Source organism: Porphyromonas sp. oral taxon 275 (genome assembly GCF_018127745.1).
Lineage (GTDB): Bacteria > Bacteroidota > Bacteroidia > Bacteroidales > Porphyromonadaceae > Porphyromonas.
This window is the reverse complement of sequence record NZ_CP072333.1, coordinates 529,526-543,669: the sequence shown is the minus strand read 5'-3', so window position 1 is coordinate 543,669 and position 14,144 is coordinate 529,526. Positions and strand designations below refer to the sequence as shown.

Below are 14,144 nucleotides of genomic sequence, written 5' to 3'. Positions count from 1 at the left end.
TTACTTGCGCTGCAAAGGTACGATATTTAGGCTAATCCTGCAAGCACCTCGCTCGTATGGACATTTCTGTACATCCCATATAAATAGCGCCCCTTACTCCACAGACAAGCGGAGGTACCAAGCAACTCCTATCGGCTTCACTTTCTCTTCGTGCAATAGTCTCAATAAGTAGCTTGCTTATCTACGATAGTAACTCTCTGATTCTTCACCCCGAAGTAGCGTTGACACTTTACGACATAGAGATCGAAGCCAAGCGGGGAGATATCCTTTGGAGCGTTGCTCCTCCGTGTCGTCTTCCTCTTGTGGAGGATACAGATACTCCGGAGCGAAGTTCTCGGGATCATACTCTAGGATAATCCCATGCCCTAGGAAGTACTTATAGACACTTTCCTCGGGGGCCCTCAAGTCTAGCTCGTAGATCCGCTCTTCACCCGTGTATACTGGTCTCTCATCAGTGTCATCTAGCGCTCGGAAGCGCTCTACGGCAACGAGCTTATCGACATCCTCTACTGGGATAATGATATACCCTCCTGGGCAATATTGCTCTCCCCTACTTTCCTTGGTATATGTAGGCGCTCCATACCTCTCTATAAGGTACTCTTTTTCTTCGGGACCGATGAAATTCGTGTCGCAATAGATCACATTCATATAGGCTCTAGAGTACTCATAGCGTATCGTGTGTGGACCGAGTACTGCTTCCACTTCAATAAAGCTTTGAGCCAACAGCTTTGAGGTAACCCCTGGCTGATATAGGAAAAGTATGTAAGGGTCTGGATCTCCTGTGGTGTATAGTTTACCCTTACGCTCTAGCTCCAGAAAGTGGTCTTGTAGCGCCTTCAAGAACTCTAGGTCTGGAGCTCTATAAGCCCCGCTATCTAGGTAACGATCAAAGACTACATACCCCTCCTTAACTAGTTGCTCGACCCTTGATGGGTCTTTCAGCAATTCGCATAAGTGCGCATAGAATCCTGTGCTCTGTTCGGGGTAACAGCATTCGCCTCGACACCTACAGATCCTTATTTTTCGTCCCATATTAATTCCTTCTTTACCCGCTGAGCACTCCTCCTCGTCTAGGTCGAGGACATGGATATCGCTATGGTCGAGCTCAGTCTGAATCTCCACGTAGAGCTGTCCATCGTGTACGCCGATGCTCGATATTTGGTTAAGATTCCCTGGAGTGTAGTCAATCTTAACCTCTGGAAGCATCTCGTGCGTGCGTAAGTCGATAGCCCCAACGTAGAAGTAATAGTTCAGTGTTCCATAGAAAAGATAGTTCTTGTAGACCGTCGTTACATAGGTACTGGTGTTATAGCCTGGGAACGTATACGTTTGAAAGGCTCCAGTCCGTACATCTAGCTCTGCAAGCTCGTGATTATCTCCACGCTCATATCCATCCTCCCAAAGTGAAGAGCAGAAGAATACTAGTTTGTCGTTGCCATACTTTTGGTAGTATCTCGGCTCTCGATTTTCCCAGATAATCTTCCCTGATGGCACCTCCACACACGACACACGACTTTTATCTTCTTCCCCCATAGGAGGGAACCACACGATAACGACCTTATCCTCGTAGGGATAAACTTTGTAGATATAAGCACCTGGGAGGTCTAATTTCCAAAGCACAGCTCCAGTAGCGAGCTCGATGAGCTGACAAGAACCTTCAAGTTGTCCTCTCCCCTGATAAAACAGAGCATACGGCCCTACTTGGATGACTTGAGAGAGACTAGTGGTCTTAGTCCAAATCTCCTTTCCCTCAAGCTCTAGTGTATAGGTGTGCTCCCTATTCTTGTATCTCCCTAGAAGCAAGCATTCATCAGAGGTACCTAATCGTATTCTTCGTGATCTCGACACGCAAAGCCTAATAGAATTACTCTCGGGGTCGAGCTTGTATATTCCAGATGGCTCCGAAGAGCTTAGGTAGTGCCCACCATCATAGTTGAAGTACGGTTCTAAGTACGTAGGAAAAATGAGCTCCCCATTACAGTACAGTCCATCATCCAAAGTATATAACAAAAGGTTATCGCCCATACTCTCGATATGGCGGCCTCCAGGAATCACCCTATTAAGTCCTTTGATCTTCATAATCTATCTTACTACAAATACCTAATCAAACAATGGTAAGCCCTATCCATTCAACGCTCTGTAGCCCGTCCGCCTACAGATGAGATAGCAGCTTTGCTTCGCCTCGCCCTCGACAAGGCGAAGGCGCTACCGCCTCGGCCGCTTGGCTCGAGCTGCGAAGACGACCCGAAGCCCAGCCAGAAGGCGGGGAATGTGGCTAGATTTCCAAGCCTTCCTTCAGCCGTTTCCTTCCCTTAGACTAGGCTAAGGACGAAGGAAGTCGCTAGCCTTTGCTGGTGAGGTCGAAGGACTTCGCAAGGGCGCTTGAGGCAGGCCCGAGACGAAGTCCCTAATCTTCCTCCCAAAAGTAACTAATCTTTTCAGAAAAAGTGGCTAATCTTTTGCGCAAAAGATTAGCCACTTTTTCTTGATTCATAAGGTACTTTCCGAAGCCAGCTTAGGGACTTCGCTCGGAGGGCTTACTTAGCTTGCCCCCCAAGTTCCTCAAGCGTCCGCCCTTTGGTCGTTCACGCCTTAGACAGCCTTGACGGACTTTACGCAAATACAAGGGGGAGGCTCACGAGGGCTATCAGTCAGCGAGCTGAGGGACGGCAGTCAGCGCCGTGAGGGATATCAGTCAGCAGGCCGAGGGATAAGGCTCAGCAGAGGGACGGACAGCAGCGAAGGAGGACGGCGAGCGGCAGGTAGCAGACGGGAGCGATAAGGAGCAGGAGACAGCACACGGGGAAGCCCCTACGCGCTAGGCCCTATGGGGGCTTGGTGCGCTAGGGGCTTTTACTTATCTTTGAGCTAGCAATCAAGCGCTAGCAACCATCTATGAAGCAGTTCAGTCACCTAGCTACACGCATCTTCAAGGAGGCTATCGGGGTCTACGAGACTCAGGGTAGCGTCGATACTCCCTGTGTCAACCCTTATCCCGAGCGGACGATCGAGCACGACCTCTTCCGCAAGAACTGGATCGACAACGCCCAGTGGTGCCTCGAGGACATCATCCGCGACCCCGACATCGACCCCGTGGAGGCGCTCAAGATCAAGCGCCGCATCGACCGCAGCAACCAGGAGCGCACCGACCTCGTGGAGCTCATCGACAGCTTCTTCCTGCAGGAGTTTGCCTCCGTGAAGCCTTTGTCCGAGGCCAGCATCAATACCGAGAGCCCAGCCTGGGCCATCGATCGCCTCTCCATCCTCGAGCTGAAGATCTACAACATGGGCAAGGCGCTCAAGGGTGCCGAGGGGGACGAAGAGCTGCGCGCTAAGTGCAGCAGCAAGCTCACCATACTCCTCGAGCAGGAGCGCGACCTGACGCAGGCCATCGACGAGCTCCTAGAGGACATCGCCGCAGGGCGTAAGTACATGAAGGTCTACAAGCAGATGAAGATGTACAACGACCCGCAGCTCAATCCCCTCCTGAAGGGGCAGACGCTCTAGCCCACGACGCTCACGAGCTCCCTACTCCATATATAACAGACCTCTGTGGCGCGCTACCTCGTCATTCGCCTCTCCGCTCTGGGGGACGTGGCGATGCTCCTCCGGCTCCTCTACGCTGTAGCTCGGGCCAATGAGCAGCACGACTTCATCCTCCTGACACAGCCCTTCATGACGGAGCTGCTGGTCGATCCGCCCGACAACCTCGAGGCCATGGCCATAGACACCCGCCGCGAGGAGCGCAGCCTCCTCGGGCTGATGCGCTATGCCCGCAGGCTGAGGCTGGAGCGCTTCGACGCCGTGCTGGACCTGCACGATGTGCTGCGTACCAAGTTCCTCCGCCGCTACCTCAGCCTCTGGGAGATCCCCGTGCGCCATCTGGTGAAGCCCCGCCGCGAGCGCCGCGCCCTACTTCACCGCCCCGCAGGAGCACCTATACAGCCTGTGCCGCCGATGTGGACGCTCTACCGCAAGGTCTTCGTCGAGGCGGGTCTCGAGGTCCCCGACCTCCCGCCGCCCATAGCGCTGCACCCCTCGCTCCTGGAGACCTTCGCACGCCTCCACCCCGAGCTGGTGCAGACGCCACGCGGGCGCCTTCGCCTCGGCATAGCCCCCTTCGCCTCTACGGCGGCGAAGACCTACGCGCCCGAGCGCATGAAGGAGGTACTCGCGGCCCTAGTCAAGGACGGCCGCTTCGAGCTCTACCTTTTCGGGGCGCCTGGCCGTGAGGCCCAGCAGCTCGAGGCTTGGGCCAAGGAGCTCCCCGAGCTGCGCACGGTGGCTGGCCTCTTGGACTTCTCCGAAGAACTGCTCCTCATCGCCACGCTCGACGCCATGCTCAGCATGGACAGCGCCAATATGCACCTGGCATCGCTCGTCGGTGTCCGCTGCTTCTCCATCTGGTGCTGCACCCATCCCGCGGCGGGCTTCCTCGGCATCGGGCAGCAGCTCGAGGACTGTCTACAGCCCGAGGGAATGGAGCACCGCCCCTGCAGTATCTTCGGGGACAATAAGGAATGCCACTCCGAGGGGCTGAGCTGCTCGGAGGCTATGCCCAGCGCCCAGGTCGTGCAGCATATCACAGCCTGGGCGGATGCACAGCTCCGCCCCTAGGCCCGCCCCAGCCCAGACACCCCCATCAGCGACCCCATACCACAGCAGAATGAAACTACGAATCAACAAGCTCATCAGCGACGCTGGCCTCGGCTCTCGTCGCGATGCCGAGGACTACATACGGCAGGGACGCGTCAAGGTCAACGGACGCCGCGCCACCCTGGCCGATCTCGTCGGCCCCGAGGACAGCGTCTACTTTGACGAAGTAGACCTGCCCGTCAAGGATCTCATCCGTGATCACCTAGCGGAGGAGAAGCTCCAGGCCAAGGAGAAGAAGGATGCCAGCCGCAGCCGCACGCGAGACAAGCGTACCGAGCGCGCCGAGAGCCAGCGCCAGGCCTCGGCAGCCAAGAGCGCGGCCCTACGCAAGACCAGCAAGAATAACCCCGAGAACCGCCGCCTCCATAAGCAGCGCATCGAGGGCTGGGACGAAGAGGAACAGTCCTTCGACGAGCGTGCCCTGAGGCATCGCAATAGCGGCCGCCGCGGCGCCGTACGCCAGGAACGCAGTACCCCCAAGGGCCGTCCCGCCCGCCTACGCAAGGACTGGGACGACTAAGGAGGCGCAGGCACCACGCCTGCCCCAATGAACAAAGAGGACCGCTCGGCTGTATTACTAGACGAACGGTTTATACAATCACAATTACAAGAACAAGCTATTATGAAGTTTACTGAGAAGATGCAGTCTGCCATCAACGAGCAGATCGCCCTGGAGATGTTCTCCGCCAACCTTTACCTCTCGATGTCGGCACACTACGCATCGGCTGGCCTAGACGGCTTCGCCCACTGGTACTATGTCCAGTACCGCGAGGAGCTGGGGCACGCCGAGGACATGATGAAGTACAGCATCGAGCGTGGGGGCAAGGTACGCATCCAGGCCATTCCCGCCGTAGAGACGGACTTCGCCTCCGCCCTCGAGATCGCTGAGAAGGCCTACGCCCACGAGTGCCTCGTGTCCTCCAAGATCGAGGAGCTCGTACGCCTAGCGGCTGCGGAGCAGGACCTGGCCTCGCAGGACTTCTTCATGAAGTATATCCGCGAGCAGGTAGAGGAAGAGGCTACCGCCTCCAACCTCGTCGATCGCCTGCGCCTGGCTCAGGGTGCAGCCCTGATCTTCCTCGACAAGGAGCTCGCTGAGCGCAAGTAAGCGCCCCTCCTAGCCCCTAAGACCAAGCCAGCCCGCACGCCCCACGAAAGGGAGCTGCGGGCTGGCTTTGCTTTAGCCCCGTGTAGCGTCCTTGGCGCTATCGAATATAATCTGTACCTTTGCAGTGTCTTACAGGTATAGCCGCCGCAGCAGATGAAGCGCATCTAGAGGACGGGGCTAGTAAGGGAAGCCGGTGCGAATCCGGCGCAGTACCCGCTACTGTGAGTCACCCCCTCCCCCTCAGGGAGGGTCTCCGACACCAAAGGCTACGGCCTGCCACTGAGTCCTAGGACTTGGGAAGGTGCGTGCTCGGGGATAGACCAGGGTGATGAGCCAGGAGACCTGCCCGTAAGGACCAGTGTGACAATCTCGGGAATAAGATTGAGAAGACGACAGCCATGTGACCCCATAGCGCGCCGCCTCTAGGCCAGCTATCCTCACCCTAGGTGCACCTTCTGCTCGACGTATAGGTCAGAGAAGGGTCTTCCCTTGTGTAGCTCCCTAGCCACAGTGGATACCTCCTCTTGATATCATGTCGCTATCGTCCTCGCTACGACGAGGACCAAGCTCGCTCTACGAGGGGTACCTATCCGACCGCACCATACGACCGACCTTAGGCTCCCTCATGCTCGGATGTCCCCCAGGCTGGGGAGACGTCCCCACCCACTTGGGAGAAGTAGGACAGATCACTACACACTCCGGACTGGGATCTAGGCTAGACTCGCGAAGGGGTCTCTTTATTTGTTCCTCCAACCTATCCAAAACCGCCCCTTCCAGCCTAGATAGCATAGCGTCCAGAGTGGATCATGTGCCAGGAGCAGCTATAAGCCGGTAGCGTACATGCAGCAGGTGCATGGTCGGGTACAGAGTCGTGAGCAGCCCTCTCGGAGGGAGATCACCTCTGTCACCACCATCACCCCTGCGCTTCAAGTAAGGTAAGCCCACCCGCTAGGATCAAGTAGCCAAGGAGACAAAGCATAAGGCAAAGCGTCGCCACACACCGCCCCTCAAGGCGCCCCCCCCCTTAGACCTAAACACCCCTCGAGGACCATCCTACCTCATCCGCACCCTATAGCTAGGGCCTTCCTCCCCAGCCCTGTAGCCTCAGCTCCTACTGCGAGCAGCTCCCCCCACAACATCCTTTCCCCCTTCCTCCAGCCTAATCTAAGGTAGGCCAAGCCGTGCTATGCTCTGCCTAGCTCATCGCTGCGGCAGTCCTACAGCACGGCTGTAGCTACCCGAGCACATAGCTCCGAGCGCAGCGCCCAGCAAGGGAGGCAGCGGCATCAAGAGATAAGGAACAGACCAGCAAGGAGACCAAGAAGGAGACAAGGCAAGAAGCCCGCCACCGCGTATCCCAATAAAAAGAGTCGCCCCCATCAGCTCAGAGCGAGCTGATGGGGGCGACTTCGTTTGCTGTCTAGTAGGTGCTGGAACTAGATGACGCCCTGCTCGAGCATCGCCGTGGCGACCTTGAGGAAGCCTGCGACGTTAGCCCCCTTGACGTAGTTGATATAGTTGCCTTCCTTACCATTGAGGACGCACTGCTCGTGGATGTCGCTCATGATCTGGTGCAGCTTAGCATCCACCTCTTCGTTGGTCCAAGAGAGGTGCATGGCATTCTGGGACATTTCAAGGCCCGAGGTAGCCACACCACCGGCGTTGACAGCCTTACCAGGAGCGAAGAGCATCTTCTGTGCGACGAAGTACTCAGCAGCCTCTGCCGTACAGCCCATGTTGGACGTCTCGGCGACGATGGTCACGCCGTTGGCGTGCAGCATCTTGGCATCAGCCTCGTTCATCTCATTCTGCGTAGCGCAGGGCATAGCGATGTCGACCTTCTGCTCCCAGGGCTTCTTACCTGCGAAGAACTGTGCCTTGGGGAACTTCTTGACGTAGTCGGATACGACGTCGTTACCGCTGGAGCGCAGATCAAGCAGCGCCTGGAACTTCTCCTCGGTATTGATGCCGTCGGGGTCGTAGACGTAGCCGTCGGGGCCAGAGATCGTCACGACCTTAGCGCCGAGCTCGGTAGCCTTCTTGGCCACACCCCAAGCGACGTTACCGAAGCCCGAGATGGCCACCGTCTTGCCCTTGAGCTCGATGCCGTGCTGCTGGCAGATGTGCTGTACGAAGTACACAGCCCCGAAGCCCGTAGACTCGGGACGCAGACGCGAGCCCCCGAAGGTGAAGCCCTTACCCGTCATCGTACCCGTATGCTCGTTCGCCAGGCGCTTGTACTGGCCATACATATAGGCGACCTCACGGCCACCTACGCCGATGTCCCCTGCAGGCACGTCGGTGTCAGGACCGATGTAGCGCCACAGCTCGCGCATGAAGCTTTGGCAGAAGGTCATGATCTCACGGTCGCTCTTACCCTTGGGGGAGAAGTCAGCGCCGCCCTTGCCGCCACCCATAGGCAGCGTGGTGAGTGCATTCTTGAAGGTCTGCTCGAAGCCGAGGAACTTCAGGATGGAGAGGTTGACCGTGGGATGGAAGCGGATACCGCCCTTGTAGGGGCCGATGGCGTTGTTGAACTGCACGCGGTAGCCGATGTTGACATGCACCTTACCGGCATCGTCTATCCAGGGCACACGGAAGGTGATGATACGGTCTGGCTCCACGAGGCGCTCCATGATGGCGGCCTTCTCGAACTCAGGGTGCTGGTTGTACACCTCCTCTACCGAGAGGAGCACTTCCTTCACGGCTTGGAGGAATTCCTTCTCTCCAGGGTGCTTCGCCTCAAGCGAGGCGAGGATTTCTGCGGATTTCATACGCAATAGTATTTAGTTATGATGTGTAGGCTCCTGGTGGAGTCTAGTTTCCTATGGGCAAATGTAACCAATGATTTTGTAACGCCCAAATGCGCGCTCTACTGAGCCTCGGAGCGCGCCTCATCCCTTGCGCTGACGCACGAAGAAGTGTATCGGATAGAGGGAGATCAGGTACGAGATCGCGCTGACACTGACGAAGGCCAGCACGAGGTCCAGGGGCAGGATCTTCACCGGAAGTGCCTGCGCCGATAGCCCCGCACCTGTGGAGATGATGCCGAAGTACTGCTGTAGGAGCGAGACGACGAGCCCCAGGACGAGCCCCAGGCTCGATCCGATGAGGGCGATCAGCAGACCTACGCTGCGGAAGATGCTCCCCACCATGCGCTGCGAGGCGCCGAGGGCGTAGAGGATGGCATAGTCGCTGCGCTTCTCCAGGAGCAGCATCGTCAGGCTGCTGGCGACATTGAGCGAGGCCAGCAGCAGGATGAAGAGCAGAATCAGGTAGGTCATCACCTTCTCCATGCGTATGAGATAGGAGAGCTCGGGGTGCTGCTCCTCACGGTCCTGTACGACTAGCTCCGACCCGAGACCCTCTGCGAGGCGCTCGCGGACGGCCTCGAGGTCCGTCCCCTTAGGGTAGCGAAGCGCTAGGGCACTGAGCTCGTCCCGCTCGTAGTCCAGCAGCTGCTGCAGGCCCTCCAGCGGCACGTAGATGGTGTGGTCCGTCTCGAGGCTCATCGGGGGATACTGGCCTATGACCTCGACAGGCATACCGCTGAAGGAGCTGGCGGGATTCAGCGGGTTGATGAAGCCCCGACGCTTGGGGAAGAGTAGCGTCACCTCAGCGGGCTCAGCTCCGCGAGCCGTGCTATCGGAGAGCAGTGGCAGCCCCGCGCCTATGGTGATGGGGAGGAGGCTGTCGGCACTGCTGTAGTGGTGGAGTGCCGAGCTCAGGGCGCGGCCCGAGAAGAGCTGCTGCTCCATCGTGTAGACCTCCCCGAAGTGACGGTCTACCCCCTGCACCTCGACGACCCACTGACGCTCATCGGCACGCAGCAGCCCCTTGCTGTAGAGTAGGCGCACACAGCTGCGCACACCCGTCTCACGGAGGAGCTTCGGCCACTGAGGATACTTGCTGAGGTCGAAGACACCACCGCTGCGAGCACGTACGAGCAGCTCGGCATCGGTACGCTCCGTCCCCGCTAGGATGAGCTCCACATAGCCATTGTAGACCGAGAGGACGCAGACCAGCGCCATGGCCACGATGGCTACGGCGAGGGTGGAGACCCCCGTCACATAGTTCACCGCATGTAGGCGCGATCGGCTGAAGAGGTAGCGGAGCGCTATACGTAGGCTGAGCACGTCCCTCCTATATATAATATGGTATCGGGGCGACTAGCGACCCAGCAGCTCGTCGATACGCTCGAGGTAGTCGAGCGAGTCGTCGATGAAGAAGGTCAGCTCGGGTAGCTTACGCAGCTGCTTGCCTACGCGCAGCCCTAGGTCGTAGCGGATGGCGCGGGCGTTGGAGCGGATGGTCTCCAGCAGTTCCTCCCCGCGCTCGGTGGGGAAGATCGAGAGGCGCACACGTGCGATGCTTAGGTCGGGGCTCACGGTGACCGAGGTGACGGTGACCAGCGTCCCAGGTAGGGCCTGGGTCTGCTGGCGGAAGAGGTCACTGACTTCCTTTTGTATCAGCCGATTGATGCGGCTCATTCGGGTATTGTCCATTCTTCTATACTGTCTAGTTGGTACGGCACAAAGATACGTAAAAGCCTGCGCCGACCGCACGCAGCAGGCGGGCTGACGCACCGCGCCCCCACTACTCCACCCCATTGCCACTCTCTAGGAGCAGCAGCAAAGGCCCTTGCTACGTCCGATCCCATTTACCCTTAGGCAGGACCATCCTCTGAGTGATCGCAGGCCGCTGACTAGGCTCGGAGCGCCGCTGAGGGATATCCCTCAGCCTCGCGATGGGTATCCATGGCGCGAGCGACTGACGTCTCTCAGCGCGCTGACTGCTATCCCTCAGAGGCGCTCTCCCTATGGGCGCACTTCGCCGAGGGCTTAGCCCTCCCTTCGCTGGAGATGGGGTGAGGCTGGAGCTGCGAGCTGCGTCGGGGACAAACGCGGCTTGTCCCTCCGTGTGGGGCGAACGTAGGGATTACGTACCTTTGCAGAAACGATATAAACACAGCATAGATATGAGTGAGATTAAGAACTTCGTCGAAGAGCTACGCTGGCGTGGCATGATCCATGATATGATCCCCGGGACAGAGGAGGAGCTCGCCAAGGGCATGACCTCCGCCTACCTCGGGATAGACCCCACGGCGGACTCGCTGCATATAGGTCACCTCGTGGGCGTCATGATGCTGCGCCACCTACAGCGCGCCGGCCATCGCCCCATCGCCCTACTGGGCGGCGCTACGGGGATGATCGGCGACCCCTCGATGAAGTCGGACGAGCGCAAGCTCCTCGATGAGGAGACGCTGAAGCGCAATCAAGCTGGGATCAAGAAGCAGCTGTCGAAGTTCCTTGACTTCGAGAGCGACGCCCCCAATGCCGCGGTCCTCGTCAACAACTACGACTGGATGAAGGACTACAGCTTCCTGGGCTTCATCCGCGACATCGGCAAGCACATCACCGTCAACTATATGATGGCTAAGGACTCGGTCAAGAAGCGTCTCAGCGGGGAGAACTCCAACGGGATGTCCTTCACTGAGTTCAGCTACCAGCTCCTCCAGGGCTACGACTTCCTCTACCTCTACCGCAACTACGGCTGCCGCCTGCAGATGGGCGGCTCGGACCAGTGGGGCAATATCACCACGGGGACAGAGCTGATCCGACGCAAGGATGGGGGCGAAGCCTTCGGCCTCGTCTGCCCGCTGATCACCAAGGCCGACGGGGGTAAGTTCGGCAAGACGGAGAGCGGCAACGTATGGCTCGACCCCGAGCGCACGACGCCCTATGCCTTCTACCAGTTCTGGCTCAACGTCAACGACGCCGACGCTGCCCGCTATATCAAGATCTTCACCACGCTCTCCCGCGAGGAGATCGCTGCCCTCGAGACCGAGCAGGCAGCAGCACCGCACCTACGTCCGCTGCAGCGTCGCCTAGCGGAGGAGCTGACCGTACTGGTACACAGCCGCGCCGACTACGAGGCCGCTGTAGCCGCCTCGGGCATTCTCTTCGGTCAGGGCACACGCGAGCAGCTCCAGACGCTGGACGAGGCTACGCTGCTGGCCGTCTTCGAGGGGGTACCTCAGTACGAGGTCGCCCGAACCGAGCTCGAGGCAGGCCGTCGCCTCATCGAGCTCCTGACGGAGGATGCCGCCATCTTCCCCTCCAAAGGCGAGCTGCGCAAGCTCGTCCAGGCTGGAGGCATCAGTATCAATAAGGAGAAGGCCAGCTCCACGGACGAGCTGATCACCACCGAGCAGCTCATCGACGGGCGCTACCTGCTCGTGCAGCGCGGCAAGAAAAACTACTACCTCCTCATCGCCCGCTAGCCTAGCCCACGCAGCCCCTAGACTCAAACCACTAAGCAGACAGACATCATGAAGTTCTCAAAAGGAATCATCGCAGCCGTCGTGGCTGTCCTCGTCCTCCTCTGGGGGGTATCGAAGTATAATGGCCTCGTAGGCTCGCAGGAGCAGGTCAATACGGCCTGGGCTCAGGTAGAGAATAACTACCAGCGCCGTGCCGACCTCATCCCCAACCTCGTGAACGTAGTCAAGGGCTACGCCAGCCACGAGCGTGAGACCCTCGAGGGCGTCATCCAGGCACGTAGCCGCGCCACGAGCACCACGATCGATGCCAACAATATGGACGAGGCCGCACTGGCACGCTTCCAGCAGTCACAGGATGCCCTCTCCTCGGCGCTCTCCCGCCTGATGGTCGTCGTGGAGAAGTACCCCGAGCTGAAGGCCAACGAGCAGTTCCAGACACTCATGGCGCAGCTGGAGGGCACAGAGAATCGTATCGCCACGGCGCGCCGTGACTTCAACGAGATCGCCAAGACCTACAACCTCGAGGTGCGTAGCTTCCCCAACTCGCTGATCGCGGGTATCACGGGCTTCCGTCCCCGCCCCTACTTCACCGCCCAGGCTGGCAGCGATGTAGCTCCAGTGGTCGACTTCTCCTCTAGTCAGAAGTAGCGCCTATGCTGCAGTACCTACAGCCTGCTCCCAGGACTTCCTTCGGGGAGCGTGGGGGCAGGCTTCGTCATATAGGCTACACGCTTAGCCTCCTCTTGGCGCTGATGCTTGGCCTCGGGCTCTCCAGCCCAGAGCTCCAGGCACAGGGCTCGAGCGGCACAGTCTACACGGTAGAGCGTGTCCCCAAGGTCTTCGCCGAGGATAGCCTCCAGCTCTTCTCCGATCCCGAGAGCTACATGAGCCCCAGCGTGCGAGATGTGCTGAACGCTCTGCTCACCGAGCTACGTAGCGACACGGGTGTCGAGTGCGCCGTCGTACTGCTGCCTAGCATCGGGGAGCGCGACATCGAGGGCTTCGCCACCGAGCTCTTCCGCAGCTGGGGCATAGGCTCCCGCACGCTCAACGATGGACTGCTGATCCTCCTCGTCCTCGACCAGCGCAAGGTACGCTTCGAGGTCGGCTATGGCCTCGAGGGTACGCTGCCCGATGCTGTAGCCTCCCGCATCCAGCGCAAAGTGATGATCCCCCTCCTCCGTCAGGGCCACTATGCGGATGCCTTGATCATGGGGGTAGAGGCTGTGAAGCAGGAGCTGATCGCAGCAGGCTACCGCTCGGATCGGCACACTGCCCGAGGCCCTAGCAGCGAGGGGCTCGGGCTGGATAGCTCTGCGCTCCTCTACCTCTATATCCTCATCGTAGCGATCATCGCCTTCTCGCTGGTGAACAACCTGCAGGGCGTAGTGCACCAGGCACAGCGTGGGCAGCGTCAGCTCCTGCTCAGCTACCCCAGCCTACGCCGCACCTACCGCATCTGGGCGCTGCTGCTCTGCGTGCTGTGCCTGCCGGTCGGTATCCTATACTATATATATATGCAGCGTAGGCTGCAGGAGATCGAGCAGCGCCTCTCGCGCTGCCCGCACTGTCGGAAGGGGCTCCTCGAGCAGCTGAGCCTCGAGCAGAGCTACAGCTATCTGACGCAGCCCCAGCGCCTAGAGACCGCCCTCGGCTCGCGGCGCTATGTCGCCTTCGCCTGCCCTGAGTGCCACGAGCTAGAGCTCGTCGGGGAGGACCGCTCCGAGCACTGGAGCGTATGCCGTCACTGTGGAGCACGTACGGCCGAGGTCGTCAGGCAGCAGCGCATACGTCTCGAGGGGGTCCGCTACATACGTACCGAGCTACGCTGCCACAACTGTGGGGAGAGCGATCACCGCGACCACCGAGATAATTCGACCGATGACGCAGCCCTCGGCGCCATGCTCCTCGGCGGGCTCTTGAGTGGAGGCCGTCACCGTGGAGGGGGTTTCGGCGGCGGAGGCTTCGGCGGGGGCTTTGGTGGAGGCAGCTTCGGGGGAGGCTCCTCGGGCGGCGGTGGCGCCACCAGCGGGTGGTAGCCCTTCGGAGGGTCCACGCCTAGCTAGTCCAGGCAGTCCCTTAGTCAAGGACGAGGGC

Annotated in this window: 11 protein-coding genes and 1 riboswitch; of the genes, 7 read left to right on the top strand and 4 right to left on the bottom strand. The window is 59.1% G+C overall.

Features of this window, described 5'->3' with window-relative positions; translation table 11 throughout:
* Nucleotides 1–177 precede the first annotated feature (177 nt).
* Nucleotides 178–2,079 carry a hypothetical protein gene (locus J4862_RS02110; RefSeq protein WP_211789098.1) on the bottom strand — a complete coding sequence of 634 codons (1,902 nt, stop codon included), beginning with the start codon at nucleotides 2,077–2,079 and terminating at the stop codon, nucleotides 178–180.
* An 816-nt stretch (nucleotides 2,080–2,895) separates the two neighbouring features.
* On the opposite strand from J4862_RS02110, the gene J4862_RS02105 reads away from it, so the two are divergent.
* From J4862_RS02105 to J4862_RS02090, 4 genes are all read left to right on the top strand, one after another.
* Nucleotides 2,896–3,507, top strand: coding sequence for a DUF4254 domain-containing protein (locus tag J4862_RS02105; protein WP_211789097.1), 612 nt, complete (start codon nucleotides 2,896–2,898; stop codon nucleotides 3,505–3,507).
* Between the two features lie 45 nt (nucleotides 3,508–3,552).
* Nucleotides 3,553–4,617 carry a glycosyltransferase family 9 protein gene (locus J4862_RS02100; RefSeq protein ID WP_249107435.1) on the top strand — a complete coding sequence of 355 codons (1,065 nt, stop codon included), beginning with the start codon at nucleotides 3,553–3,555 and terminating at the stop codon, nucleotides 4,615–4,617.
* Nucleotides 4,618–4,666: 49 nt separating this feature from the next.
* Nucleotides 4,667–5,176, top strand: a complete 510-nt coding sequence (locus tag J4862_RS02095) for a S4 domain-containing protein (protein ID WP_211789096.1) — start codon at nucleotides 4,667–4,669, stop codon at nucleotides 5,174–5,176.
* 102 nt (nucleotides 5,177–5,278) lie between these two features.
* Nucleotides 5,279–5,764, top strand: coding sequence for a ferritin (locus J4862_RS02090; protein ID WP_211789095.1), 486 nt, complete (start codon nucleotides 5,279–5,281; stop codon nucleotides 5,762–5,764).
* A 116-nt stretch (nucleotides 5,765–5,880) separates the two neighbouring features.
* Nucleotides 5,881–6,129: riboswitch (cobalamin riboswitch) on the top strand.
* A 1,071-nt stretch (nucleotides 6,130–7,200) separates the two neighbouring features.
* On the opposite strand, the gene gdhA is transcribed toward J4862_RS02090, so the two are convergent.
* The 3 genes from gdhA to rbfA form a co-directional block, all read right to left on the bottom strand.
* Nucleotides 7,201–8,538, bottom strand: coding sequence for an NADP-specific glutamate dehydrogenase (gdhA, locus tag J4862_RS02085; RefSeq protein ID WP_211789094.1), 1,338 nt, complete (start codon nucleotides 8,536–8,538; stop codon nucleotides 7,201–7,203).
* Between the two features lie 120 nt (nucleotides 8,539–8,658).
* Nucleotides 8,659–9,900, bottom strand: a complete 1,242-nt coding sequence (locus tag J4862_RS02080; RefSeq protein ID WP_211789093.1) for an FtsX-like permease family protein — start codon at nucleotides 9,898–9,900, stop codon at nucleotides 8,659–8,661.
* Between the two features lie 33 nt (nucleotides 9,901–9,933).
* On the bottom strand, nucleotides 9,934–10,269 hold the full coding sequence (rbfA, locus tag J4862_RS02075) for a 30S ribosome-binding factor RbfA (RefSeq protein ID WP_211789092.1): 336 nt from the start codon (nucleotides 10,267–10,269) through the stop codon (nucleotides 9,934–9,936).
* Between the two features lie 473 nt (nucleotides 10,270–10,742).
* On the opposite strand from rbfA, the gene tyrS reads away from it, so the two are divergent.
* Genes tyrS through J4862_RS02060 form a run of 3 tightly spaced genes read left to right on the top strand, consistent with a single transcriptional unit; the run spans nucleotide 10,743 to nucleotide 14,086 of the window.
* Nucleotides 10,743–12,047, top strand: a complete 1,305-nt coding sequence (gene tyrS, locus J4862_RS02070; protein ID WP_211789091.1) for a tyrosine--tRNA ligase — start codon at nucleotides 10,743–10,745, stop codon at nucleotides 12,045–12,047.
* A 48-nt stretch (nucleotides 12,048–12,095) separates the two neighbouring features.
* Complete coding sequence (locus tag J4862_RS02065) at nucleotides 12,096–12,695, top strand: LemA family protein (protein ID WP_211789090.1); 600 nt, start codon at nucleotides 12,096–12,098, stop codon at nucleotides 12,693–12,695.
* A 5-nt stretch (nucleotides 12,696–12,700) separates the two neighbouring features.
* A complete protein-coding gene (locus tag J4862_RS02060; RefSeq protein WP_211789089.1) occupies nucleotides 12,701–14,086 on the top strand; it encodes a YgcG family protein in 1,386 nt (461 codons plus the stop codon).
* The last annotated feature ends 58 nt before the right edge of the window (nucleotides 14,087–14,144 follow it).

Excerpts from the sequence above, each read along its gene's own strand:
- J4862_RS02065 (WP_211789090.1), top strand. The coding sequence starts at position 12,096 with ATGAAGTTCTCAAAAGGAATCATCGCAGCCGTCGTGGCTGTCCTCGTC.
- rbfA (WP_211789092.1), bottom strand. The coding sequence starts at position 10,269 with ATGGACAATACCCGAATGAGCCGCATCAATCGGCTGATACAAAAGGAA.
- tyrS (WP_211789091.1), top strand. The coding sequence starts at position 10,743 with ATGAGTGAGATTAAGAACTTCGTCGAAGAGCTACGCTGGCGTGGCATG.
- J4862_RS02110 (WP_211789098.1), bottom strand. The coding sequence starts at position 2,079 with ATGAAGATCAAAGGACTTAATAGGGTGATTCCTGGAGGCCGCCATATC.
- J4862_RS02090 (WP_211789095.1), top strand. The coding sequence starts at position 5,279 with ATGAAGTTTACTGAGAAGATGCAGTCTGCCATCAACGAGCAGATCGCC.
- J4862_RS02105 (WP_211789097.1), top strand. The coding sequence starts at position 2,896 with ATGAAGCAGTTCAGTCACCTAGCTACACGCATCTTCAAGGAGGCTATC.
- gdhA (WP_211789094.1), bottom strand. The coding sequence starts at position 8,538 with ATGAAATCCGCAGAAATCCTCGCCTCGCTTGAGGCGAAGCACCCTGGA.
- J4862_RS02095 (WP_211789096.1), top strand. The coding sequence starts at position 4,667 with ATGAAACTACGAATCAACAAGCTCATCAGCGACGCTGGCCTCGGCTCT.
- J4862_RS02060 (WP_211789089.1), top strand. The coding sequence starts at position 12,701 with ATGCTGCAGTACCTACAGCCTGCTCCCAGGACTTCCTTCGGGGAGCGT.